Source organism: Streptomyces roseoviridis (assembly GCF_039535235.1).
Lineage (GTDB): Bacteria > Actinomycetota > Actinomycetes > Streptomycetales > Streptomycetaceae > Streptomyces > Streptomyces roseoviridis.
Map to the genome: position 1 here is coordinate 4,068,375 of NZ_BAAAWU010000001.1, position 24,272 is coordinate 4,092,646.

Annotated in this window: 21 protein-coding genes; 19 read left to right on the top strand and 2 right to left on the bottom strand. The window is 73.2% G+C overall.

All coding sequences use genetic code 11. The features are described from left to right. Positions 1 to 91 precede the first annotated feature (91 nt). Positions 92 to 910 carry a Fic family protein gene (locus ABD954_RS18450; protein WP_345487135.1) on the top strand — a complete coding sequence of 273 codons (819 nt, stop codon included), beginning with the start codon at positions 92 to 94 and terminating at the stop codon, positions 908 to 910. A gap of 309 nt (positions 911 to 1,219) precedes the next feature. Here ABD954_RS18450 and ABD954_RS18455 read toward each other — a convergent pair whose 3' ends face one another. After that, entirely contained in the window at positions 1,220 to 2,119 is a 900-nt protein-coding gene (locus tag ABD954_RS18455) for an HAD family hydrolase (protein ID WP_345487136.1), read from the bottom strand. A 674-nt stretch (positions 2,120 to 2,793) separates the two neighbouring features. Between ABD954_RS18455 and ssd the strand changes: the two genes are divergently transcribed. From ssd to ABD954_RS18490, 7 genes are all read left to right on the top strand, one after another. After that, positions 2,794 to 3,837 carry a septum site-determining protein Ssd gene (gene ssd / locus ABD954_RS18460; RefSeq protein ID WP_345492274.1) on the top strand — a complete coding sequence of 348 codons (1,044 nt, stop codon included), beginning with the start codon at positions 2,794 to 2,796 and terminating at the stop codon, positions 3,835 to 3,837. Continuing rightward, positions 3,834 to 4,985: a TadA family conjugal transfer-associated ATPase gene (locus ABD954_RS18465; protein WP_345487137.1), complete on the top strand. Its 1,152-nt coding sequence runs from the start codon at positions 3,834 to 3,836 to the stop codon at positions 4,983 to 4,985. The genes ssd and ABD954_RS18465 overlap by 4 nt, the downstream gene beginning before the upstream one ends. Before the next feature lie 5 nt (positions 4,986 to 4,990). Continuing rightward, positions 4,991 to 5,854, top strand: coding sequence for a type II secretion system F family protein (locus ABD954_RS18470; protein WP_345492276.1), 864 nt, complete (start codon positions 4,991 to 4,993; stop codon positions 5,852 to 5,854). 26 nt (positions 5,855 to 5,880) lie between these two features. Further along, a complete protein-coding gene (locus ABD954_RS18475) occupies positions 5,881 to 6,618 on the top strand; it encodes a type II secretion system F family protein (RefSeq protein ID WP_345492278.1) in 738 nt (245 codons plus the stop codon). Positions 6,619 to 6,772: 154 nt separating this feature from the next. After that, complete coding sequence (locus tag ABD954_RS18480; protein WP_345487138.1) at positions 6,773 to 7,006, top strand: DUF4244 domain-containing protein; 234 nt, start codon at positions 6,773 to 6,775, stop codon at positions 7,004 to 7,006. Next, on the top strand, positions 6,993 to 7,334 hold the full coding sequence (locus ABD954_RS18485; protein WP_345487139.1) for a TadE family type IV pilus minor pilin: 342 nt from the start codon (positions 6,993 to 6,995) through the stop codon (positions 7,332 to 7,334). The genes ABD954_RS18480 and ABD954_RS18485 overlap by 14 nt, the downstream gene beginning before the upstream one ends. Then, positions 7,331 to 7,720 (top strand): Rv3654c family TadE-like protein, encoded by a 390-nt coding sequence (locus ABD954_RS18490; RefSeq protein ID WP_345487140.1) that lies wholly within the window; start codon positions 7,331 to 7,333, stop codon positions 7,718 to 7,720. Before ABD954_RS18485 ends, ABD954_RS18490 begins: the two co-directional genes overlap by 4 nt. A 194-nt stretch (positions 7,721 to 7,914) precedes the next feature. Here ABD954_RS18490 and ABD954_RS18495 read toward each other — a convergent pair whose 3' ends face one another. Next, entirely contained in the window at positions 7,915 to 10,392 is a 2,478-nt protein-coding gene (locus ABD954_RS18495) for a DEAD/DEAH box helicase (protein ID WP_345487141.1), read from the bottom strand. A 79-nt stretch (positions 10,393 to 10,471) separates the two neighbouring features. On the opposite strand from ABD954_RS18495, the gene ABD954_RS18500 reads away from it, so the two are divergent. From ABD954_RS18500 to topA, 11 genes are all read left to right on the top strand, one after another. Next, positions 10,472 to 10,825 carry an STAS domain-containing protein gene (locus ABD954_RS18500; RefSeq protein WP_345487142.1) on the top strand — a complete coding sequence of 118 codons (354 nt, stop codon included), beginning with the start codon at positions 10,472 to 10,474 and terminating at the stop codon, positions 10,823 to 10,825. A gap of 62 nt (positions 10,826 to 10,887) precedes the next feature. After that, positions 10,888 to 11,346 (top strand): ATP-binding protein, encoded by a 459-nt coding sequence (locus ABD954_RS18505; RefSeq protein ID WP_345487143.1) that lies wholly within the window; start codon positions 10,888 to 10,890, stop codon positions 11,344 to 11,346. A gap of 280 nt (positions 11,347 to 11,626) precedes the next feature. Beyond that, positions 11,627 to 13,981 (top strand): sodium-translocating pyrophosphatase, encoded by a 2,355-nt coding sequence (locus ABD954_RS18510; protein WP_345487144.1) that lies wholly within the window; start codon positions 11,627 to 11,629, stop codon positions 13,979 to 13,981. Positions 13,982 to 14,157: 176 nt separating this feature from the next. Beyond that, positions 14,158 to 14,799 carry a prolipoprotein diacylglyceryl transferase gene (locus ABD954_RS18515; protein WP_345487145.1) on the top strand — a complete coding sequence of 214 codons (642 nt, stop codon included), beginning with the start codon at positions 14,158 to 14,160 and terminating at the stop codon, positions 14,797 to 14,799. 357 nt (positions 14,800 to 15,156) lie between these two features. Further along, positions 15,157 to 16,704, top strand: a complete 1,548-nt coding sequence (locus ABD954_RS18520; RefSeq protein WP_345487146.1) for a DUF7059 domain-containing protein — start codon at positions 15,157 to 15,159, stop codon at positions 16,702 to 16,704. A 1-nt stretch (position 16,705) separates the two neighbouring features. Further along, positions 16,706 to 17,716: an ArsR/SmtB family transcription factor gene (locus ABD954_RS18525; RefSeq protein ID WP_345487147.1), complete on the top strand. Its 1,011-nt coding sequence runs from the start codon at positions 16,706 to 16,708 to the stop codon at positions 17,714 to 17,716. Positions 17,717 to 17,774: 58 nt separating this feature from the next. Continuing rightward, on the top strand, positions 17,775 to 18,953 hold the full coding sequence (locus ABD954_RS18530; protein ID WP_345487148.1) for an ABC transporter ATP-binding protein: 1,179 nt from the start codon (positions 17,775 to 17,777) through the stop codon (positions 18,951 to 18,953). Then, positions 18,950 to 19,735, top strand: coding sequence for an ABC transporter permease (locus ABD954_RS18535; protein WP_345487149.1), 786 nt, complete (start codon positions 18,950 to 18,952; stop codon positions 19,733 to 19,735). The genes ABD954_RS18530 and ABD954_RS18535 overlap by 4 nt, the downstream gene beginning before the upstream one ends. A gap of 12 nt (positions 19,736 to 19,747) precedes the next feature. Beyond that, positions 19,748 to 20,539: an ABC transporter permease gene (locus ABD954_RS18540; RefSeq protein ID WP_345487150.1), complete on the top strand. Its 792-nt coding sequence runs from the start codon at positions 19,748 to 19,750 to the stop codon at positions 20,537 to 20,539. 305 nt (positions 20,540 to 20,844) lie between these two features. After that, complete coding sequence (locus tag ABD954_RS18545; RefSeq protein ID WP_345487151.1) at positions 20,845 to 21,042, top strand: hypothetical protein; 198 nt, start codon at positions 20,845 to 20,847, stop codon at positions 21,040 to 21,042. Positions 21,043 to 21,298: 256 nt separating this feature from the next. Then, the gene (gene topA, locus ABD954_RS18550; protein ID WP_345487152.1) at positions 21,299 to 24,163 is read left to right on the top strand and encodes a type I DNA topoisomerase; all 2,865 of its coding nucleotides are present in this window, start codon (positions 21,299 to 21,301) and stop codon (positions 24,161 to 24,163) included. Positions 24,164 to 24,272: the final 109 nt, after the last annotated feature.

Sequence of the window (24,272 nt, forward strand, 5' to 3'; positions counted from 1 at the left end):
GTAGTGCCACGCTCGCGCGCTGTGGTCAAGGTGCGTGAAGAAGACCACTCCAAGGTGGGGCGGAGGCGCTGGGCGCGTAGCCTCCCTACTTATGAGTACGCACGCCTCTGACCCCCTGGCCGCCCTCGGTTCCCTGCCGGGCGTCGCCGATTCGGTGGACTCCGTACGCAAGGCCGTCGACCGGGTCTACGGCCACCGCGTGATGCGCCGCCGCAGCAACGAGATCACCTCCGAGGCGGCGCTGCGCGGGGCGCGCGCCTCGGCCGCGCTCTCCGGTGCGGACTGGGCCCTGGAGGAGGTCCGGCGGCGCACGGACTTCAGCGCGGACGCGGAGGCCCGCACGGTCGGCGGTGCACTGCGGCTGACGGCCGAATGCGGCCAGCTGCTGTCCATTTGGCGCCAGTCCCCGCTGCGGGTGCTCGCCCGGCTCCATCTGGTCGCCGAGGGCGAGCCGCGGGATGCGACGGGCCGGCCGCGCCAGGCGGGCGAGGCGGTGGACGAACCGCTGATCGAGGCGCCGCTGCCCGACCCGGCGGAGGTGTCGGGACGGCTCGACGGCCTCGCCGACCTGATCATCGCGGGTGGCAACGCCCCGGCCCTGGTCACGGCCGCCGTCGTGCACGGCGAGCTGCTCGCGCTGCGGCCCTTCACCTCGCGCAACGGCCTGGTGGCGCGGGCGGCGGAGCGGATCGTGCTGATCGGCAGCGGGCTCGACCCGAAGGCGATCTGTCCGGCCGAGGTCGGCCACGCGGAACTGGGGCGGGCGGCCTATCTGGCCGCCTTCGAGGGCTACCTGTCGGGAACCCCGGAAGGCATGGCCGCCTGGATCGCGCACTGCGGCCGTGCGGTGGAGCTCGGGGTGCGGGAGTCGACGGCCGTCTGCGAGGCGCTCCAGCGCGGCGCGGCCTGAGGCCGAAGAGACCCGGACAAGGGTTGCGGCGGTACCAGACTTCGGTACCGCCGCTGGCACGTCCGCCCAGTTACCAAGCGTCCTCGATATGTGCCCATCAGGCGGGGAACTTTGCCCTTCGCCTGGTGCGGCTGGCCCTTAATCGAAGGGTCGACGTCGCGTGGGTGCCAGGTTTCCGTGCTTAGGTCCGTGGGGCCTTCTTGCTCAACAGGTGATCCTCTCGGATGTCCTAGGTCTCGCGGGCCTGATTCCTTTCTACTCCTGTCCGGAACGAAGCGAAAGTCCTGACTCCGCTTCTTTGCTTTCGTCTCAGATCCGGGCAAAGCGATCGGCGAGAGCGGCGGCCCCGGCGGCCCCGGCGGCTTCGGTCGCACGCGTCAGCGCGGCCTGCCGACGCCGGCTGGCGTACCAGACGAGCCCGGCCGTGGCCGCCGCCGCGCCCACGGCCGCGGCGGCGACGAGGGCCGGGCGGGGCGGCATGCGGAACTCCGGAAGCCGCTGCTTGAGCCGGACCGGCCTGTTGAAGATGAGGACCGGCCAGTCCCGGGAGGTCGCCTCACGGCGCAGGGTCCGGTCCGGGTTGACGGCGTAGGGGTGGCCCACGGCCTCCAGCATCGGCAGATCGGTCGCGGAGTCGCTGTAGGCGTAGCAGCGCGACAGGTCGTACCCCTCGGACTCGGCGAGCTCGCGGACCGCCTCCGCCTTGGTCGGGCCGTACGCGTAGTACTCCACCTCGCCCGTGAAGCAGCCGTCGTCGCCGACCACCATGCGGGTGGCGACCACGCGGTCGGCGCCGAGCATCTCGCCGATCGGCTCGACCACCTCGGCCCCCGAGGTCGAGACGATCACGACGTCGCGGCCGGCGGCGTGGTGGTCCTCGATGAGCGAGGCCGCCTCGTCGTAGATGAGCGGGTCGATGAGGTCGTGCAGCGTTTCCGCCACGAGCTCCTTGACCTGGGCGACGTTCCAGCCTTTGCAGAGCGTCGAAAGGTATTCGCGCATCCGCTCCATCTGGTCGTGATCGGCTCCGCCCACCAGGTACACGAACTGGATGTACGCCGTCCGCAGCGCGGCACGGCGGCTGATCAGTCCGCCCCGGTAGAAGGACTTGCTGAAGGTCAGCGTCGAGGACTTCGCAATGACCGTCTTGTCCAGGTCAAAGAAGGCGGCTGCGCGCGGCATCGAGTGGTTTTCCACGAGCCCGAGCATAGGTGCCCGCCATTCGGCGTACGCTCGGGCGTGTGGGTTTGCCTGAGAGGGCTCTCGGGTACACCATGGAAGTCACGGATCGTTCGCGACCGTGCTAACCCGGACCGGCTCCTCCCCCCCCGAGCCGGCCGGAGAGACGACCCCCGCTCTCCCCCCCGGCGGGGGTCGTCGCATGTCCGGACACGTTTTCGTCCATCGTTGCACCATCTTCGCCTCTCCTTCCGCCCTCCGCCCGACATCGGGCGTCCGAGCGCGAGTCGCCTCATTTCGTCACTCAACGTAGTCGAAGGGCTGCTCTCCGGGCAGTACCTGTTCGGGTGGCGAAGTTATTCACAGGCGGTGGGTTATCCACAGTTTTTGACCAAGATCCACAAGATTTCCGAGATGCCCGCACGGTGATTCCGGCCCGCGAAGTCCGCGGCCCGCAGGAATCACGTGAGGGGTGTGCCGTGAAGGGATCGAAGGCTTCCGGAACACGGACGCGAAACGGAGCGTCGACCGGCCCGTACGCGAGCTCGGCTCGGTCCTCGGCAACGGTCCCGGGATCACCCCCGGGCCGGGGCGCGGGCGGACGGGGCAGCCCGGGAGCGGGCAGGGCCGCATCGGCGGGGCACGCGGCCGCGGAGTCCGCCGAGCGCGGGGAGAACGGGGAGGGGACGCGGCCGGCCCGGCCGCTGATCGTCACCGAGGACCTCGTGCTCCTCGACGACCTGCTGCGGCTGTGCGCCGCCGCCGGTGCCGAGCCCGAGGTGCACCACACCGTGCCCGAACACCGGGCGGCCTGGACCGATCCACCGCTCGTCCTCGTCGGTGACGACGCGGCGGCGCGCTGCCGGGGCGCTACCCGCCGGCCCGGCGTGCTGCTCGTCGGCCGGGAGCCGGACGACCCGGCCCTGTGGCGGCACGCCGTCGAGATCGGGGCCGAGAGCGTCCTGATCCTGCCCGATGCCGAGGGCCGCCTCGTCGACCTGATCGCCGACGCGGTCGAAGGAGCGGACGGACAGGCGCTGACCGTCGGCGTCATCGGCGGACGGGGCGGCGCCGGAGCGTCGACCCTCGCCTGCGCCCTGGCCCTCGCCGCGGCACGCACCGGCCGGCGCACCCTGCTCGTCGACGGTGACCCGCTCGGCGGCGGACTCGACGTGCTGCTGGGCGGAGAGCGGGCGGAAGGGCGGCGCTGGCCCGACTTCGCCGCGTCCAAGGGGCGCGTCGCGGGTGGCGCCCTGGAGGAGTCCCTTCCCTCTGTGCGGGGCCTGCGGGTGCTCAGCTGGGACCGGGGCGACTCCGTCCTCGTGCCGCCCGAGGCCATGCGTTCGGTGCTCGCCGCCGCCCGCAGGCGCGACGGGGTCGTCGTGGTCGACCTGCCCCGCACGATCGACGGCGCCGCCACCGAGGCCCTGGCCCAGCTCGATCTCGGCCTGCTGCTCGTCCCGGGCGAACTCCGGGCCGTCGCCGCGGCCCAGCGGGTGGCCTGCGCGGTCGGCATGGTGCTCGCGGACCTCCGCGCGGTGGTGCGCGGGCCCTACGCGCCCGGCCTTGACGAGCGGTGGATCGCCGATGCCCTCCGGCTTCCCCTCGCCGGCGAACTCCCCTACGAACCCGGCCTCGGCGCGGCCGGAGACGGCGGCTCGCCACCCGGCGCCGACGCCCGCGGGGGACTCGCCCGGTTCTGCGCCGCGTTCTGGGACCGGGTTCTCCTCCCGGAGCGTGCGGGATGAGCGGCGCGGGGCTGCTCGACGCGGTGCGGCAGCGGCTCGCCGAGAGCGGCGCCGAGCCGACCCCCGCGCGGGTCGCGGCGGCGCTGCGGGCCCAGGGCCGGTTGCTCGGGGATGCCGAAGTGCTCGGCGCTGCCGAGGAGCTGCGCAGCGAACTGATCGGCACCGGACCGCTGGAGCCGCTGCTCGCGGACCCGGACGTCACCGACGTTCTGGTCTCCGCGCCCGACCGCGTCTGGGTGGACCGCGGCGCGGGCCTCGAACCGACCGGGGTGACGTTCCCGGACGCGGCGGCGGTGCGCAGGCTCGCCCAGCGGCTCGCGGCCGTGGCCGGACGGCGCCTCGACGACGCCCGGCCCTGGGTGGACGCCCGGCTGCCGGACGGCACCCGGATGCACGCCGTCCTTCCGCCGGTCGCCGTCGGCTCCACCTGCCTGTCGCTGCGGGTGGTGCGGCCGAGGGCCTTCTCCCTACGTGAGCTGGCCGACGCGGGCACCGTCCCGCCGGGTGGCGGGACGGTGCTGAGGGCGCTCGTCGAGGCCCGCGTCTCCTTCCTCGTCAGCGGAGGCACCGGCTCGGGCAAGACGACCCTGCTCTCCACGCTGCTCGGTCTGGTGGGCGCCCGGGAGCGGATCGTCATCGCCGAGGACTCGGCCGAACTGCGCCCCGACCACCCCCACGTGGTGCGCCTGGAAGCACGCCCGCCCAACCAGGAGGGCGCAGGACTCGTGACGCTGAGGGACCTGGTGCGGCAGGCGCTGCGGATGCGGCCGGACCGGCTCGTCGTCGGCGAAGTGCGGGGCTCCGAGGCGGTCGACCTGCTGGCCGCCCTGAACACGGGCCACGAAGGAGGCTGCGGGACGGTCCACGCCAACACGGCGGCGGACGTCCCCGCCCGTCTCGAAGCCCTGGGGACGGCGGCGGGGCTCGACCGGGCGGCCCTGCACAGCCAGTTGGGCGCCGGTCTCTCGGCGGTGCTGCACGTGGTGCGGGACCGGTCCGGGCAGCGGCGGATCGCCGAGGTGCACGTCCTGGAGCGGGACCGGGACGGGCTGGTGGTGACCGTGCCCGCGCTGCGCTGGGCGGCGGACGGATTCGAGCGGGAGCGGGGCTGGGAGCGACTGCGGTCGCTGATCGGAGGGGAGCGGTGACGACGATGACGATGCCGGGCGGACTTCCGGCGCAGGTCGCGGCGGCGCTGTGCGCGGTGGCGGCACTGTGGTGGACGGCGAAGGGGGAGCGGGCGGCCCGCAGGGCCCGGATGATCCTGGCCCTGCCGGACGGCTCCGTGGTGTCGCCCTGGCCGGCGGTCGCCGGACGGTGGTGGAAGGCGGTGCGCGGCCGGCGGCAGTGGCTGTGCCTGCCGGTCGCGGGACTGCTCGCGCTCCTCGGTGCCTCGCCCCTTCCGCTGCTCGCCGGGGCGGCCGCCGTGCCGCTGGTGGGGCGCAGGTTGCGGGCGGCCCGCGCGGGGCGTGAGCGGGAAGCGCGTGCGGACCGGGTGGTGACCCTGTGCGGGGTGGTCGCCGGCGAGCTCAGAGCCGGCCGGCAGCCGGCGCAGGCGCTCTCCTACGCGGCGCGGACGACGGGGGCGCTCGACGGAGACGAGGCCGCGGTCCTCGCGGCGGCCCGGTTCGGCGGTGACGTGCCCGAGGCACTGCGGCGCGCGGCCCGCCGGGAGGGTGCCGACGGCCTCGCGGGAATGGCCGCCTGCTGGCAGGTCGCCGTGGACGGCGGCGCGGGTCTCGCCGCCGGCCTCGACCGGCTGGAGGCCGCCCTGCGGGCCCACCGGGACCAGCAGCAGCGGCTGCGCTCCCAACTGGCCGGGGCTTGGGCGACGGTCGCGGTGCTCGCCGTTCTGCCGGTCGCGGGGCTCGGCCTGGGCGCGGCCCTCGGCGCCCGCCCGCTGTGGGTGCTGCTCCACACCCCCGCCGGCCTGGGCTGCCTGGCTGTCGGCGGCGTTCTGGAAGCCCTGGGGCTCTGGTGGGCCGCCCGGATCGTGCGGGCGGGTGAGCGGCCGTGACGGCACTTCTCGCGGCTCTGTGCGCCATGGCGGCCGTGTCCGTGGCCGTCGCTGACCGGCGCCGCTGCCGGCGGGCGCGCCGGCGGATGGCGGAACTCCTCGCGGCCGGGCAGCCGCAGCCGGCCCCGGACCCGGGCGGGAGGGGCGGGTTCCCCACCCCTCTGAGGGCCTGGAGCCTGCCCTGTCTGGCGGGCCTCGGCGCGTACGTGCTGGTCGGCGAGCCGCTCGGTCTCCTCGCCGGGATCGGTTCGGCCTGGGGACTGCGGTGGTGGCGGGCGCGACGGCCACGGGGTGCGGACGCGGAAGGCGCGGCCGACACGGACGCTGCGCGGCAGTTGCCACTCGCGGCGGACCTGCTGGCGGCCTGCGCTTCTGCCGGAGCGGGGCCGGGCGAGTCCGCGGAGGCGGTCGGCCGGTCGCTGGGCGGCCCGCTGGGGGAGCGGCTGGTCCGCACGGCAGCGGAGCTTCGGCTCGGGGGCGAACCGGCCGGGGTGTGGCGGCGGTTCGGGGCGACCCCCGGTGCCGAGGGCCTGGCCCGCTGCCTGGAGCGCGCCTCCTCCTCCGGGGCTCCCGCGGCCGATGCCGTGGCGCGGCACGCCGACGCCCTCCGGGCGGCCCGCGCCCGCGCGGCGACCACCCGGGCGCAGCGGGCACAGGTCCTGATCACCGCGCCGGTCGGCTTGTGCTTCCTGCCCGCCTTCCTGGCGGTGGGGGTGGCACCGGTGGTGATCGGTCTGGCGAGCGGACTGCTCAACGGGCGGTGAAGGCACCGGCCCGCACGGCGGCGCGACGGCATCACGGCAGGCCGACAACACGCCACGCAAGACGACACGGGACGACAACACGGGATGGCGCCAGCGGCACGGCGACAACACGGGACGACGACGACACGGCACCGCGACAACACGGGACGACGACATGAGCGAGACGAACGGGAGCGACGGGATGAAGATCAAGAAGCGCTTGAACGCGTGGTGGCGGACGCGGAGGGCCGCGGCCCGGCGGGACGCCGGAATGAGCACGACGGAGTACGCGATGGGCACGATCGCCGCGGCGGCCTTCGCCGCCGTGCTGTACAAGGTCCTCACCAGCGGCGCGGTCACGAAGGCCCTGGAGTCGGTGATCGGGAAGGCCCTCGATGCGCCGTTCTGACCGGGGTTCGGTGACCGCGGAGGCCGCCGTCGTGCTTCCCGCCCTGGTCCTCTTCACGGCGGCTCTGCTGTGGGCACTGGCCGCGGCGGCCGCGCAGATCCAGTGCGTCGACGCGGCCAGGGCCGGAGCGCGGCTGGTGGCCCGCTCGGAGCCGTTGCCGGCCGCCGAGGCCGCGGCCAGGGCCGCTGCCCCCGAGGGCGCCAGAGTCGGCGTCGTACGCGAGGGCGACCTCTGGCGGGTCACCGTGGAGTCGACGGCACCCGGGCCCGGCGGGCTGGGGCTCACCCTGCGGGCGGCGGCGGTGGCACTCGCCGAGGACACGGTATGAGGGGCACCGTCCGGGCCGACCGGGGAGCGGCGACCGTGTGGACGGCGGTCGCGGCCTGTGCGCTGTGCGTGGTGTTCGGCGCCGTCCTCGCGCTGGGCCAGGCCGTCACCGCACGCCATCGCGCGGGCGGCGCGGCCGACCTGGCCGCCCTCGCCGCCGCCGACCGCGCCCTGTGGGGCGAGGCGGACGCCTGTGCGGCCGCGAACCGGGTGGCCACGGCCCAGGGCGCCACGCTGGTGCGCTGCGGGGTCAGCGAGGACATCGCGGACGTCACCGCCCGCGTGACCCTCGGCGCCTGGACGACCGAGATCAGGTCCCGCGCGGGCCCTCCGCCGGCGACGCCCCTTCCCGGCCCGCCGCCGGGGGCGCCTCGCCCGTACGGCTGATCAGGAGCCCGTCCTCGCAGCCGCCCGGCGCGGGCTCGCCGGACAGAACAGCTAGGCGCCGCCCGCGCCCTGCCCTGCGTCCGGCCTCCGGTCTGGCCCCGGGCCCGGACGCCCGCGCCCTGCCCGGCGGCCGGCCCCTGGTCCGACCCCCATTCTGGCCGCCGGTCTGGCTGCCGGGCCCGGCCCGTCGCTCCTCAGGGTGCCGTGGGGCTGCTGGTGTCCTCCTCGGGGGCTTCGCGCAGGAGCTCCGTCAGGAGGCGGACCGCGCCTCGCTTGTGGAGGGGGTCGTTGCCGTTGCCGCACTTGGGGGACTGGATGCAGGAGGGGCAGCCGGAGTCGCACTCGCAGGAGGCGATGGCCTCACGGGTGGCGGTGAGCCAGGAGCGGGCGGTGTGGAAGGCGCGTTCGGCGAAGCCCGCGCCGCCCGGGTGGCCGTCGTAGACGAACACGGTCGGCAGCAGGGTGTCGGGGTGGAGCGGGACGGAGACGCCGCCGATGTCCCAGCGGTCGCAGGTCGCGAAGAGCGGCAGCATGCCGATGGAGGCGTGCTCGGCGGCGTGGAGGGCGCCGCCGAGGATCTCCGGGTTGATCCGGGCGGCGTCCAGCTGGTCCTCGGTGACCGTCCACCACACGGCCCGGGTGCGCAGGGTGCGGGGCGGCAGGTCGAGCTTGGTCTCGCCGAGCACCTCACCGGTGATCAGGCGCCGGCGGAGGAAGGAGACGACCTGGTTGGTGACCTCGACGGAGCCGTAGCAGAGGCGGCCGGCTCCCCAGGGGATCTCGGTGTCGGTGGACAGGACGGAGATGTGGGTGGTGTCGCGTGCGGTGGTCGAGTAGGGCGGGTTCGCCTCTTCGACGAGGGCCACCGAGTCCTTGAGGTCGAGTTCGCGGACCAGATAGGTGCGGCCCTGATGGAGGTGGACGGCGCCCTCGTGGACGGAGGCGTGGGAAGCGGCCTCGTCGACCGTGCCGAGCAGCCGCCCGGTGCCGGTCTCGACGATCCGGACGGGAGCGCCGCCGCCACCACGGATGTCGGTCAGGTCGGCGGCCCGCTCCCGGCGCGTCCAGTACCAGCCCGTGGAACGGCGGCGCAGCAGTCCGGCGGCCTCCAGCTGCGGCAGCAGATCCGGCACGGCGGGACCGAACAGTGCCAGGTCGGACTCGGTCAGCGGCAGCTCCGCGGCGGCGGCGCACAGGTGCGGGGCGAGGACGTAGGGGTTGTCGGGATCCAGGACGGTCGACTCGACGGGCTGCTGGAAGATCGCCTCGGGATGATGGACCAGGAAGGTGTCCAGCGGGTCGTCGCGCGCGACCAGGATCGCGAGCGCGCCCTCCCCGCTGCGCCCCGCGCGGCCGGCCTGCTGCCACAGAGAAGCCCGGGTGCCCGGGTAGCCGGCGATCAGGACGGCGTCCAGCCCCGAGACGTCCACGCCCAGCTCCAGGGCGGTCGTGGCGGCCAGACCGAGGAGCTCACCGGAGTGCAGGGCCCGCTCCAGGGCGCGGCGCTCCTCGGGCAGATAACCGCCCCGGTACGCGGCGACACGCCGGGCGAGGGAGCGGTCGACCTCGGCGAGGCGTTCCTGGGCGATCACCGAGATCAGTTCGGCGCCGCGCCGGGAGCGGACGAAGGCGACCGAGCGGACGCCCTGCACGGCCAGGTCGGTCAGCAGGTCGGCGGTCTCCGCGGTGGCGGTGCGGCGGACGGGAGCGCCCTGCTCGCCGTGCAGCTCGGTCAGCGGCGGCTCCCAGAGCGCGAAGACCATCTCGCCGCGCGGGGAGGCGTCGTCGGAGACCTCCGTGACCGGCAGGCCGGTGAGACGGCCGGCGGCGAGGGCCGGTTCGGCGGAGGTGGCCGAGGCGAGCAGGAAGACGGGGTCGGAGCCGTACCGGGCACATACCCGGCGCAGCCGGCGCAGCACCTGGGCGACGTGGGAGCCGAAGACGCCCCGGTAGGTGTGGCACTCGTCGATCACCACATAGCGCAGGGAGCGCAGGAAGGAGGACCAGCGGGGGTGGGAGGGAAGTATGCCCCGGTGCAGCATGTCGGGGTTGGTGAGCACGTAGTTGGCGTACTGGCGGACCCACTCGCGTTCCTCGACGGGTGTGTCGCCGTCGTAGACGGCGGCCCGGACGCGGTTGCCGAGCGGCGCGGCCAGCTCGCGCACGGCGCGCCGCTGGTCGGCGGCGAGGGCCTTGGTGGGTGCCAGGTACAGGGCGGTGGTCCCGCGCCCGTTGGCGGCCTCGGCGCCGTCCAGGAGGGTGGACAGGACCGGGGTGAGATAGGCGAGCGACTTGCCCGAGGCGGTTCCTGTGGCGATCACCACGGAGGCGCCGTCCAGAGCGTGCTCGGCGGCTTCCGCCTGGTGGGCCCAGGGGTGCTCGATGCCGGCCTTCTCGACGGCGGCGATCACCTCGGAACGGATGCGGTGCGGCCAGACGGCATGACGGCCCGCACGGGCGGGCAGATGCTCCGTATGGGTGATGCGCGCGGCCCGGCTCTCGCCTCGCGAGAGCCGGTCGAGGACCTGACCGGGAGAGGGGCGACTGCCCGTTTCCCCGGTGGGTCGGCTGGGACGGTGATTCTTGGCCATCGGCACCGAGTGTGTCACCGGCGTGACGGACAATGCTTCCAAGGCGTCGTGCATGGCTGCCGGTAAGTGATTGAATGCCATCGCGGCCGGCATCCGTCCCGTGGCTCCGCACGGGAGACCTCGAGGGACGGCCGCTCGATAGCTAGGTGCTGGAGGACCCGTGGACCTGTCTCTGTCGACTCGCACTGTGCCCGGCCCCAATGGCGACCGTACGGTCGTCGAGGTCGGTGGCGAGATTGATGTGTATACCGCGCCCAAGCTGCGCGAGCAGTTGGTCGAGTTGGTGAACGACGGCAGCTACCACCTGGTTGTCGACATGGAAGGCGTGGACTTCCTCGACTCGACCGGTCTCGGCGTGCTGGTGGGCGGCCTGAAGCGCGTGCGCGCGCATGAGGGATCGCTGCGTCTGGTCTGCAACCAGGAGCGCATTCTCAAGATCTTCCGGATCACCGGTCTGACCAAGGTGTTCCCGATCCACACCTCGGTCGACGAGGCCATCAACGCCGCGGACTGAGGCCACGAGCAGCCGTCGCTCCGCTTCGCGCAGCCGCCGAGAACCCCAGGGGGATCGATCGCATGGCCACCGTTGAACTGCTCTTCAGCGCCCAGCCCGAGCACGTCCGCACGGCCCGCCTGGTGGCGGCCGCGGTGGCGCGCAGGGCCGGGGTCGACGAGGCGGTCCTCGACGAGGTCCGGCTCGCCGTCGGCGAGGCCTGCTCCCGCGCGGTCGGGCTGCACCGCAGCAACGGCGTGACCACCCCGGTCAGAGTCGTGCTGACCGAGGAGGAGAAGACTTTCTCCATCGAGGTCGGCGACGAGGTCCCGGGCGCGGGCGTGGCGGCAGCGGATGCCGTCGGAGTGCCCGGTGCCCGTGCCGCGGCGCCGGCCGAGGAGTACGACGACGCCGACGGAGAGGACGAGATGGGCCTCGCGGTGATCCGCGGGCTCGTCGACGACGTGGAGGTGAGTGCCGGGGAGGACGGCGGCACCATCAGGATGAGCTGGTCCGCCAACCCGGACGCCCCACTCGCCTGACCCCGGCGACCGCGCCGGGGCACCGGCACACCCGCTGCCCTCACCGCCGGTCACCGCTCCGCCCCGCCGCGGACGCCGCGCCGAGCGACACGAAGAAGAGGCCCTGCATCGTAGGGCCTCTTCTTCCGTTCTCGGATGACATCTCCTGCTTCGGCTGCATTACCGCATTCGGTGGTACTTACGAGCTATTCGTGCAGGATGACTGCGGCGCCCCGCTTTGACCATGTTTCTCTCCTTACAATCCGCCTTGTCTTGACCACGCGACGTCAAGGAGGACGGAATGGCGGGTCTCGCAGCCGCGGTGCTCACTCAGGAGAACCGTGTGATCGTGGTCGTCGTCGCGGCGGTCGCGCTCGCGGCGCTGGTCGTGGCGCAACTTCTGGTCCGCCAGGTCCTCGCGGCCGGCGAAGGCACGGAAGCCATGAAGAAGATCGCGGCGGCCGTGCAGGAGGGTGCGAACGCCTATCTCGCCCGGCAGCTGCGCACCCTCGGCGTCTTCGCCGTCGTCGTCTTCTTCCTCCTCTTCCTGCTGCCCGCGGACACCTGGTCGCAGCGCGCGGGCCGGTCCCTGTTCTTCCTGGTCGGCGCACTGTTCTCGGCGGTCACCGGATACATCGGCATGCGGCTCGCCGTCCGTGCGAACGTACGGGTCGCCGCGGCGGCCAGGGAGGCCACACCGGCCGAGGGAGAACCGGAGAAGGACCTGGCCTCGGTGTCCCACCGGGCCATGAAGATCGCCTTCCGCACCGGGGGCGTGGTCGGCATGTTCACCGTCGGTCTCGGACTGCTGGGCGCCTCCTGCGTCGTGCTCGTCTACGCCGCCGACGCGCCCAAGGTCCTGGAGGGATTCGGCCTCGGCGCCGCACTCATCGCGATGTTCATGAGGGTCGGCGGCGGAATCTTCACCAAGGCCGCCGACGTCGGCGCCGACCTCGTCGGCAAGGTCGAGCAGGGAATCCCCGAGGACGACCCGCGCAACGCCGCCACCATCGCCGACAACGTGGGGGACAACGTCGGCGACTGCGCGGGCATGGCCGCGGACCTCTTCGAGTCGTACGCCGTCACCCTCGTCGCCGCGCTGATCCTCGGCAAGGCCGCCTTCGGCGACCTCGGCCTCGCCTTCCCCCTGATCGTGCCGGCGATCGGCGTGGTCACCGCGATGATCGGCATCTTCGCGGTCGCCCCGCGGCGCGCCGACCGCAGCGGGATGACCGCCATCAACCGGGGCTTCTTCCTCTCCGCCGTGATCTCGCTCGCCCTCGTGGCCATCGCCGTCTTCGCCTACCTCCCGTCCTCCTACGCCGACCTCAAGGGCGTCACCGAGCCCGCCATTTCCGCCCACAGCGGGGATCCCCGGGTGCTCGCCCTGGTCGCGGTCGCCATCGGCATCGTGCTCGCCGCCCTCATCCAGCAGCTCACCGGCTACTTCACGGAGACCAGCCGGCGCCCGGTCCGCGACATCGGCAAGTCCTCGCTGACCGGCCCCGCCACCGTCGTCCTCGCCGGGGTCTCCATCGGCCTGGAGTCGGCCGTCTACACGGCCTTCCTGATCGGTCTGGCCGTCTACGGGGCGTTCCTGCTCGGCGGCGTCTCCATCACGCTGGCGCTGTTCGCGGTCGCCCTCGCCGGCACCGGGCTGCTCACCACGGTCGGCGTGATCGTCGCCATGGACACCTTCGGCCCGGTCTCCGACAACGCCCAGGGCATCGCCGAGATGTCCGGGGACGTGCAGGGCGCCGGAGCGCAGGTCCTCACGGACCTCGACGCCGTGGGGAACACCACCAAGGCGATCACCAAGGGCATCGCGATCGCCACGGCCGTCCTCGCCGCGGCCGCGCTCTTCGGCTCCTACCGGGACGCCATCGCGACGTCCGTCGCCGAAGTGGGGGCGAAGGCCGGCGAGATGAACCTCTCCATGAACATCTCCCAGCCCAACAACCTCTTCGGGATGATCCTCGGCGCCGCCGTCGTCTTCCTCTTCTCCGGCCTTGCCATCAACGCCGTGTCCCGGTCGGCCGGCGCGGTCGTCTTCGAGGTGCGCCGGCAGTTCCGCGAGCATCCCGGGATCATGGACTACAGCGAGAAGCCCGAGTACGGCCGGGTCGTCGACATCTGCACCAAGGACGCGCTGCGCGAGCTCGCCACGCCCGGCCTGCTCGCCGTGCTGGCGCCCATCGCGGTCGGCTTCACCCTCGGCGTCGGGGCGCTCGGCGCGTACCTCGCCGGAGCGATCGGCACGGGTGCCCTGATGGCCGTCTTCCTCGCCAACTCCGGTGGGGCCTGGGACAACGCCAAGAAGCTGGTCGAGGACGGTCATCACGGCGGCAAGGGCAGTGACGCGCATGCCGCGACGGTCATCGGCGACACCGTCGGCGACCCCTTCAAGGACACCGCGGGCCCGGCGATCAACCCGCTTCTGAAGGTGATGAACCTGGTCGCGCTGCTGATCGCGCCCGCCGTGGTGCAGTTCAGCTACGGCGACGACGCCAGTCCCTGGCTGCGGGCGCTGATCGCCGTCCTGGCGATCGCCGTCATCGTGGCCGCCGTACGCGTCTCCAAGCGGCGGTCGGTGGCGGTCGGGGCGGACTCGGCCGACCGGGACGACTCCTCGAAGGGCGCGGCGGTCACTCCGTAGCGCCGCGCTGATGAGCAGTCACGGCGGGGGCGGGGATCGCGTGTTGACGTGACGTCCGCCCCTGTCTCCTTGGTGCAAAAGGCTTCAATATTGGATGAATCGGTCGCACGATCGGTGGAAGACGACCGCACGGCGTGTATGTTCCGGGGCCGAGAGCCTTGGAAGGGACCGATCCGGTGAACAAGAAGCTTGCGGCCGCACTGTCCGGCGGCGCGGTACTGGTGCTCGTGCTGTCCGGTTGCGGCGACGACGAGGGCGACAAGGTCAACGACTGGGCCAAGACGTTCTGCGATCAGGCGCAGCCGCAGATCCAGAAGCGGGCCAACGCCAACCAACTGATCATCTCCACGGCGGCGGACAGCAAGCCCGCCACGATCCAGGCGGCCGACTCGAAGGCGTTCCAGGACATCGCCGACGCCGACCGGGCCCTCGCCAAGGCCGTCGAGAGCGCCGGGGCGCCGCCCGTCGACAACGGCGAGAAGGTCCAGCAGGACGCCATCAAGGAGCTCAACGCCACGGCGGTCGCGTACGACGGACTGAAGAAGCAGGTCGACGCGCTCGACACGTCGAACCAGCAGAAGTTTGCCGACGGGCTCAAGGTCGTCTCGGACAACCTCGCGAAGATCCAGAACATGGACCAGGACGCCGTCGCCAAGCTCCAGGCGGGCGAGCTGGGCCAGGCCATGGCCAAGCAGCCGGGCTGCCAGACGCCCAAGGCGTCCACCCCGCCCGCGTCCCCGAAGGCGGGCGGCCCGGCGAGCACGCCGGCCACCAACCCGTCCGGGAAGCCCAGCGCCTCGGCGAAGAGCGAGGAGTAGCCCTCACCCGCGGGGCAGTCGCGTCACGGGCCGGTCCGGCGTCCTCGCCGGGCCGGCCCGCCGCTGTTCCCGGCCGCCCGCCCGGAGCCCGCCGGGCCGCCCCCTCCCGGCCCGCCCGCCGCAGGCGCGGCGCCGCCTGCCGCCCCCGCCCGACCCGGGCCCGCCGCAGGCGCGGTGCCGCCTGCCGCCGCCGCCCGCCCCGGGCCCGTCCCAGGCGTGGCGCCGCCCGCAGCCACCTCCCGGCCCGGCTGCCGCACGCCGTGCGGGTAGTCGTTGTCCACAGGGCGGCCCCCGGTGCCGCCGGTTGTCCACAGACCGGCTCGTCGGTGGCGGCCGTTGTCCGTGGTGGCCGTCACAATGGGGCACGTGAGTACGACCAGCACGACCCCCAGCCTTCCGGTGCCCACGCACGCCGCCCGACTGCGCGAGGCGCTGCTCGCCGCCGACTTCACCGCCGACGGCCTGCTCGACCTGCTCGGTGCGCAGGCCTATGCCGCCCTCGCCCGCAGCGAGACCGTGCCCGCGCTCCGGGCCACCCGCGGGGACTCCCCGCTGGAGACCCTCGTCCGCCTCTTCCTGCTCCAGCAGCCGGTCGAGCAGGCACGGGCCGCGGCCGCGCTGCCCCTGGAGGAGGCGCTCGCCGACGGCTGGCTCGTCCGCGAGGGCGAGACGGTGTCCGCCACGGTCGACGTGCGGCCGTACGGCGGACCGGACGGCGAGGACTGGTTCATCGTCTCCGACCTCGGCTGCGCCGTCGGCGGCGCCGGTGGCATCGGCAAGAAGGACGAAGGGGTCGTCCTCGGGGTCGGCGGGGCCTCCACCACCCTCGCCGGCATCACCGTCCGCGCCCCCGTCGCCACCGCCCTCGACCTCGGCACCGGCTCCGGCATCCAGGCCCTGCACGCCGCCCAGCACGCCACCCTGGTCACCGCCACCGACCTCAACCCGCGCGCCCTGGACTTCACCCGGCTCACCCTCGCCCTGTCCGGCGCCCGCGGCGCCGAGCTGCTGCGCGGCTCGCTCTTCGAGCCGGTCGACGGGGACACGTACGACCTGATCGTCTCCAACCCGCCGTTCGTGATCTCCCCCGGCACCGGGCTCACCTACCGGGACGGCGGCATGAGCGGCGACGACCTGTGCCGCACGCTCGTGCAGCAGGCCGGCGACCGGCTCAACGACGGCGGATACGCCCAGTTCCTCGCCAACTGGCAGCACGTCGAGGGCGAGGACTGGCAGGACCGGCTGCGCTCCTGGGTGCCGCGCGGCTGCGACGCCTGGATCGTGCAGCGCGAGGTCCAGGACGTCACCCAGTACACCGAGCTGTGGCTGCGCGACAGCGGTGAGCACCGCGGCGACCCGGAGGAGTACCGCCGGGCGTACGAGCGGTGGCTCGACGAGTTCGAGGCCGGGAAGACCAGGAGCATCGGCTTCGGCTGGATCACCCTGCGGAAGAACGCCGCCGTAGCCTCCGGCGCGATCGAGCCGTCGATCGTCCTGGAGGAGTGGCCGCACCCCGTCGAGCAGCCGCTCGGCGACACCGTACGGGCCCACTTCGAGCGCCAGGACTACCTGCGCACGCACGACGACGCCGCCCTGCTCGCCGACCGCTTCGTCCTCGCGCCCGAGGTCGTGCAGGAGCAGGTCGGCCTGCCCGGCGCCGAGGACCCGGAGCACGTGCTCCTCCGGCAGAACCGCGGGATGCGCCGAGCCACCCGCGTCGACCACGTCGCCGCCGGGTTCGCGGGCGTTTGCGACGGCTCTCTGAGCGCCGGGCGGATCCTCGACGCCATCGGCCAGCTCACCGGAGAGGACCCGGTCCTGCTGCGGGACCGCACCCCGCAGGCCATTCGGCTCCTGGTCGAAGAGGGCTTCCTGCTGCCGGTCACCGGAGAGGAGACCGGTTGAGGTGATACGGATCGAGCTCGACGAAGGGGCGCTCGGCGCCACCCGGATCGCGATGAGCCCCCTGCGGGACGCCTTCTGCGCCCTCCACCTGGCCCTGCCCTCCCGCAACCCGTCCTGGCCGTACCAGGAATGGGTGGGGCCGGCGCGCGAGGTGTGGCGCGAGGACGACCGGCTCCGGCCGCTGCGCGATCTGCTCGCCCACCGGCCCGGGGTGTCCGACGTGCTGCTGCCCCGGCCCGTTGGCACCGCCGACGTGTACGAGGAGCTCGACCTGCTGCGCGCCACCGACCCCGCGCTGGTGCGCGCGCGGATCGCCGACTGCTACGCCGGGCTGGAGGACGCCCCCTTCCTGCGCCCGTATCTGACGGACCCGGAGGCGGCGTGCGCGGCGCTCGCCGACGCGTACGCGGCGTGGTGGGAGGGCGCCATCGCGCCGTACTGGCCGGTCATGCGCCGGCTCGTGGAGGACGAAGTCCTCGTCCGGGCCCGTACGTTCGCCACCGAGGGCATCGACGCCCTGTTCACCGGCCTGGAGGCGCGGGTCCGCTGGCAGCGGCCTGTGCTCGAACTGACGAAGTGGGTCGAGGCGGAGTACGCGGCGGGTGAACGGCGGCTCGTCCTCGTCCCGATGGTCTTCGCCGAGGGCTGCCGGCTGTACTCGACAGACGACCCCGAGGTGCTGACCGTCAACTTCCAGGCGCGGGGCGCGGCCGCCCTGCGCGAAGGCGCGGAGCGGGCCGCATCCGTCGCCGAGGACCGGCTCGGACTGCTCCTGGGACGGGGCCGGGCCGCCGTGCTGAGGGAGCTGGGCGGACCGCTGACGACGCAGGGGCTCGCCGACCGGCTGGGCCTCGCGCCCAGCACCGTGTCCGAGCACCTGTCCCTGCTGGCCGGCGCGGGCGTCGTCACCCGCCACCGGGTGGGACGCTCGGTCTATTACCAGCTGACGGACACCGGGCGTTCGCTGCTCGCCCTCCTCGCCGGTGAAGGGGTGCTGGGCGCGATCGCGTGAGGATTCGGGGGCCGCCGAATCGATGGCCGGTGCCCGCGGCCCCTCCTAGCTTCGCGCCATGCTTGCGATCGAGGCGGACGCGCTGCGCCGCACCTACACCCACAGAACCGGCTGGCTCCGGCCGCGCAGGACCGAGACCGAGGCCGTCCGCGCGGTCACCTTCGACGTGGCGCCCGGCGAGCTCTTCGGCCTGCTCGGGCCCAACGGCGCCGGGAAGACCACTACCATCAAGATGCTCAACACCCTGCTGCTGCCGACCTCCGGCACGGCGCGGGTGTTCGGGCACGACGTGGCCCGCGACCCGGTCGCCGTACGGAAGAGGATCGGGTACGTCTTCGGCGGCGACCGCGGTCTCTACGACCGGCTCAGCGCTCTCGACAACCTGCGGTACTTCGCCGAGCTGTACGGCGTCGAGGCCCGCGCCCAGAGGCGGAGGATCACCGAACTGCTCGACCTGGTCGGCCTGGCGGGTCGCGAGCGGGAGCGGGTCGAGGGCTACTCGCGCGGCATGCGGCAGCGGCTGCACATCGCCCGCGGGCTGCTGCACCGCCCCGATGTCCTCTTCCTCGACGAGCCGTCCGTCGGCGTCGACCCGGTCGCCGCCCGCGACCTGCGCCGTACGGTCGCAGATCTCGCCGCCGCCGGTACCACCGTGCTGCTCACCACCCACTACATGGCCGAGGCGGACGAGCTGTGCGACCGCGTCGCCGTCGTCACGGGCGGCCGGATCCGTGCCCTGGGCACCCCCGAGAGCCTCAAGTCCAGGGTCGGGGAACGGGCGGTGCTGGAGATCGAGGCGTACGGCGTGGGCGAGGACCGGCTCGAACGCATCCGGCGGATCCCCGGCGTCCGGGGCGCGGCCGTGGAGGAGCGCGGCACCGCACAGGCCCTGACCGTGCAGACCGACCGCGGTGCCGAGCTGCACGCCCCGGTCCTGGCGGCACTCGACGGCGTACGCGTCGGACGGGTCGTCAGCCGTGAACCGTCCCTGGAGGACGCCTACATCGCCATCGTGGAGGACGCGGAGCGGGCCGAAGCCGACGGCGCCGGCCCGGAGGAGTCCCACGCCGACGGACCCGGCCCGGGGGAGTCCCACGCCGACGGACCCGGCCCGGGGGAGTCCCACGCCGACGGACCCGGCCCGGAGCGGCGCGGCCCAGCGCGGCCCGACTCGGCGTGGCCCGGGCCGGCGCCGCGCGGACCGGAGCACCCGGGGACGCAGGAGGTGCCGGCGTGATCCGTGTGCTGCGGCTGGTCGTCGTCGGGGTGCGCACCCACGTCTCGTACATGTCGCGCTCGCCGATCGAGATCACCTTCGCCGTCCTCGTCCCCCTCGTCTACGCGACGCTCGCCGTCCACCTGTTCCGCGCCGCCGGTGACCCGGACCGGCTGCTCACCGCGTCCGTGGGCGCCGGGCTCATGGGCATCTGGGGCTCGGTGCTCTTCGGCTCGGGCGGCGCCGTGCAGAACCAGCGCTGGCTCGGCACCCTGGAGACCCTGGTCGTCGCCCCGACCCCGCTCGCCCTGGTGCTGTTGCCGGTCACCCTGGCCACGGCCGTGATCGGCACGTACGCGATGGGCGCGACCGTGCTGTGGGGCGTGCTCCTCTTCGGGGTGCCCCTGGACTTCGCGCACCCGCTGCTCTTCCTCCTCGCGGTGCCGGTCTGCGTCCTTGCCCTCGGTATGACGGGCCTGCTGCTCGCCGCCACCTTCGTCCTGCTGCGCAACGCCAACGCCCTGGCCAACCCGCTGGACACACCCGTCTGGCTGCTCTCCGGACTCCTGGTCCCGATCACCGTGCTGCCCGCCTGGACGCACCCGCTGTCCTGGGCGCTTCCCACCACCTGGGGCGCGCGGGCCGTGCACGCCGCGACCTCCGGCGGACCCGGCGCGGGAGAGGTCCTGGTCCCGCTGCTCGCCGCCGTGGCGCTCGGGTCCGGTTACGCCCTCGCGGCGGTCCTCGTCCTCGGCCGGGTGGAGCGCCGGGCCCGCGCCGCCGCGACCCTCGCCCTCGCCTGAAAGGCACCGGAGATGTTCCGCTTCCTCGGCTCCGCCCGGCTGCTGCTCATCGGCGGGGCCCTTTCCTACCGCGCCCTGTTCAACTGGACGACCCCGCCGATGTTCATCGGAACTCTGCTGGTCGGACCGCTCCTCCAGGTCTTCTTCTTCGTCTACCTCGGACGGGAACTCGGCGTCGCCGACGACCGTTTCCATCTCGTCGGCAACGCCGTGCTCGCAGCTTCCGCCTCCTGCGTGTACGGCGGGACGATGGCCGTCGCCAACGAGCGCCGGTACGGCACCCTGGGCGCCGTCCTGCTCTCGCCCCGGCACCGGGTCCCGCTGTGGGCGGGTCGCGCTCTGCCGTACGTGCTCAACGGGCTGCTCATCAGCGCGTTCGTGCTCGCCGCCGCCGCGACCGTGCTCGATCTGCCCGTGCCGCCGGGCGCGGTGCCCGGCCTGGGCCTGGTCCTGCTCCTCGGGGCCGTCGCGTGCTCGGCGTTCGGGCTCGCCCTCGGGGCGCTCGGGCTGCGTTTCCGGGACGTGTTCCTGGTGTCGAACGTGGCGAGTTCGACGCTGCTCCTGCTGACGGGTGCCGCCGTGCCCCGGGAGACCCTGCCGGAGTGGATGCGCACCGCCGGCGAGCTGCTGCCGCTGACCCACGCGGCGGACGCGGCGCGCCGGCTGACCGCGGGCGACGGTCTCGACGCGGGGCTGCTCGCCGCCGAGCTCCTGGTGGGCGCGGGCTACGCGGTCCTCGCGGTGACCTTGCTCGCCCTCTTCGAGCGGGGGAGCAGGCGGCGCGCCACGCTCGACGTCATGTGAGGGACGCGAGGTGCGGGGCCTGCGGGACCTGACCTGCGGGGCGTGCGGGACCTGACGTACGGGACGTGCGGGACGTGCGGGACCTGACGTGAGCGACGGGAGGAGTGACGACGTGATCCGAGCAGCGACGTGATGTGAGCGATATGACGAAAGAAGGGAGGAGGAGGCAGGAGTACCGGCCATCCTCGTGAAACCGTTCGGGACCCTCCGCGCCGTTCACCGGGAATTCGCCCCTACGACTCCGCGAGGTGCCAGCCTCGGCTACGGGGGCCGAAGAGCCACGGGCGACGGAACGGGGTACGGGCATGGAGAGCGGGCCGGCGATCTTCGCGGGAGCGGCGTTCACGCTGTTCGGAGCCGCGCTGCTGCTGTGGACCGGCGTCCGGGCGCGGCAGGGCGAGCCCGTCGCGCTCGGCGTCGCGCCGCGTGCCGCCGTCGCGCTCACCACCCTCTTCGGGGCCTGCTTCCTCCTCCTCGGGATCTGGTGCTTCGGGCGGCTGTGAGGCACGCCCGGCCGGAGCGACGCCCCGCCCGTCCGGGAGTCCGGGCGGCAGGAAGGGCAGAAGTCGGGTTACCGTTCGAGTGGCCGTTGCGGGCTTTCGCCGTTTGACACGGGGGCGGGTTGTACCGTCACACTCCGCAGCGACGGCAGTGTCACCGTTCGTGCCACCGCCGTGCGTGCCAGCGCCGTACGTACGCTGCGCCGTCCGTACGCAGTCAGTACGTGCCAGAGAGCGTCGACCGGAGAGAAGAGCGAAGTTGTCCCCGACCAGCGAGACCGCACAGGGCGGCCGCCGACTCGTCATCGTCGAGTCGCCTGCCAAGGCGAAGACGATCAAGGGCTACCTCGGCCCCGGCTATGTCGTCGAGGCGAGCGTCGGGCACATCCGCGACCTCCCGAGCGGCGCGGCCGAGGTGCCGGAGAAGTACACCGGCGAGGTGCGCCGCCTCGGCGTCGACGTCGACCACGACTTCCAGCCCATCTATGTCGTCAACGCCGACAAGAAGGCGCAGGTCAGGAAGCTCAAGGAGCTGCTCGCCGAGTCCGACGAGCTCTTCCTCGCCACCGATGAGGACCGCGAGGGCGAGGCCATCGCGTGGCACCTCCAGGAAGTCCTGAAGCCCAAGGTCCCGGTCCACCGGATGGTCTTCCACGAGATCACCAAGGACGCGATCCAGCAGGCCGTGCGCAACCCGCGCGAGCTCAACAAGCGCATGGTCGACGCCCAGGAGACCCGCCGCATCCTCGACCGCCTCTACGGCTACGAGGTCTCGCCGGTCCTGTGGAAGAAGGTCATGCGCGGCCTGTCCGCCGGCCGCGTCCAGTCCGTCGCCACCCGGCTCGTCGTCGAGCGCGAGCGAGAGCGCATCGCCTTCCGCTCCGCCGAGTACTGGGACCTCACCGGCACCTTCTCCACCGGCCGCGCCGGTGACCCGTCCGACCCGTCCTCGCTGGTCGCGCGGCTCGCGACGGTCGACGGCAAGCGGGTCGCCCAGGGCCGTGACTTCGGCGCCGACGGACAGCTGAAGACCGCGAACATCCTCCACCTCGACGAGGAGAAGGCCCGCGCACTGGCCGCCTCCCTCGCCGACACCCGCTTCACCGTCCGCTCGGTCGAGTCGAAGCCGTACCGCCGCTCCCCGTACGCCCCCTTCCGCACCACCACCCTCCAGCAGGAGGCCAGCCGCAAGCTCGGCTTCGGTGCGAAGGCGACCATGCAGGTGGCGCAGAAGCTGTACGAGAACGGCTTCATCACCTACATGCGTACGGACTCCACCGTGCTGTCCGAGACCGCCGTGGCCGCGGCCCGGGCGCAGGTCACGCAGCTGTACGGCGCCGAGTACCTGCCGGAGCAGCCCCGCGTCTACGCCGGCAAGGTCAAGAACGCCCAGGAGGCGCACGAGGCGATCCGGCCTTCGGGTGATCGTTTCCGCACCCCGGCGGAGACCGGTCTGACCGGCGACCAGTTCAAGCTCTACGAACTCATCTGGAAGCGGACCGTCGCCTCCCAGATGAAGGACGCGACCGGCAACTCGGTCACCGTGAAGATCGGCGGCACGGCCGCCGACGGCCGCGACGCCGAGTTCTCGGCCTCCGGCAAGACGATCACCTTCCACGGCTTCATGAAGGCCTACGTGGAGGGCGCCGACGACCCGAACGCCGAGCTCGACGACCGCGAGCGGCGCCTGCCGCAGGTCGCCGAGGGCGACGCGCTGGCCGCCGAGGAGATCACCGCCGACGGCCACGCCACCAAGCCGCCGGCCCGCTACACCGAGGCCAGCCTGGTCAAGGAGCTGGAAGAGCGCGAGATCGGCCGCCCGTCGACATACGCCTCGATCATCGGCACCATCCTCGACCGCGGCTACGTCTTCAAGAAGGGGACGGCGCTCGTGCCGTCGTTCCTCTCCTTCGCCGTCGTCAACCTCCTGGAGAAGCACTTCGGGCGGCTCGTCGACTACGACTTCACCGCCAGGATGGAGGACGACCTCGACCGCATCGCGCGCGGCGAGGCCCAGGCCGTTCCGTGGCTGAAGCGTTTCTACTTCGGTGAGGGCGGCTCCGCGGAGGCGCAGGGCGGCGCCGCGGACGCCGGCAACGGCGACGGCGACCACCTCGGCGGACTGAAGGAGCTGGTCACCGACCTCGGCGCCATCGACGCCCGGGAGATCTCCTCCTTCCCCGTCGGCAACGGCATCGTGCTCCGCGTCGGCCGCTACGGCCCGTACGTCGAGCGCGGCGAGAAGGACCAGGAAGGCCACCAGCGCACCGACGTCCCCGAGGACCTGGCTCCCGACGAGCTGACCGTCGAGTACGCCGAGGAACTGCTCGCCAAGCCCAGCGGCGACTTCGAGCTGGGCAAGGACCCCGTCAGCGGCAACATGATCGTCGCCAAGGACGGCCGCTACGGCCCGTACGTGACGGAGATCCTCCCCGAGGACACCCCGAAGACCGGCAAGAACGCGGTCAAGCCGCGCACCGCCTCCCTCTTCAAGTCGATGTCCATCGACACGGTGACCCTGGAGGAGGCGCTCAAGCTGATGTCGCTGCCCCGGGTCGTCGGCACCGACCCCGAGGGCGTCGAGATCACCGCGCAGAACGGCCGCTACGGCCCGTACCTGAAGAAGGGCACGGACTCGCGCTCGCTCACCAGCGAGGACCAGCTGTTCACGATCACGCTGGAGGAGGCGCTGGCGATCTACGCCCAGCCCAAGCAGCGTGGCCGCGCCGCCGCCAAGCCCCCGCTGAAGGAGCTCGGCACCGACCCCGTCAGCGAGAAGCCCGTGGTCGTCAAGGACGGCCGCTTCGGCCCGTACGTGACCGACGGCGAGACCAACGCCACCCTGCGCACCGGCGACAGCGTGGAGACGATCACGCCCGAGCGCGGCTACGAGCTGCTCGCCGAGAAGCGGGCCAAGGGCCCGGCGAAGAAGACGGCCAAGAAGGCGCCGGCGAAGAAGACCGCCGCCAAGAAGACGGCGGCGAAGAAGACCACCACCACCGCCAAGAAGACGGCCGCGAAGAAGACCACGGCCGCCAAGACCACCACGGCGAAGACCGCGACGAAGACGGCGGCCAAGAAGACCACCGCCGCGAAGAAGACGGCCGGCGCACCGTCGGAATGACGGCACCCGCCGCCGAACCGGAGTGACCTTCCCGACAGCACGGGGGGTGCGGACCTCAGGGTCCGCACCCCCCGTCTGTTTGTTCGGGCGGGCGCCGCAGGGAGCAAGG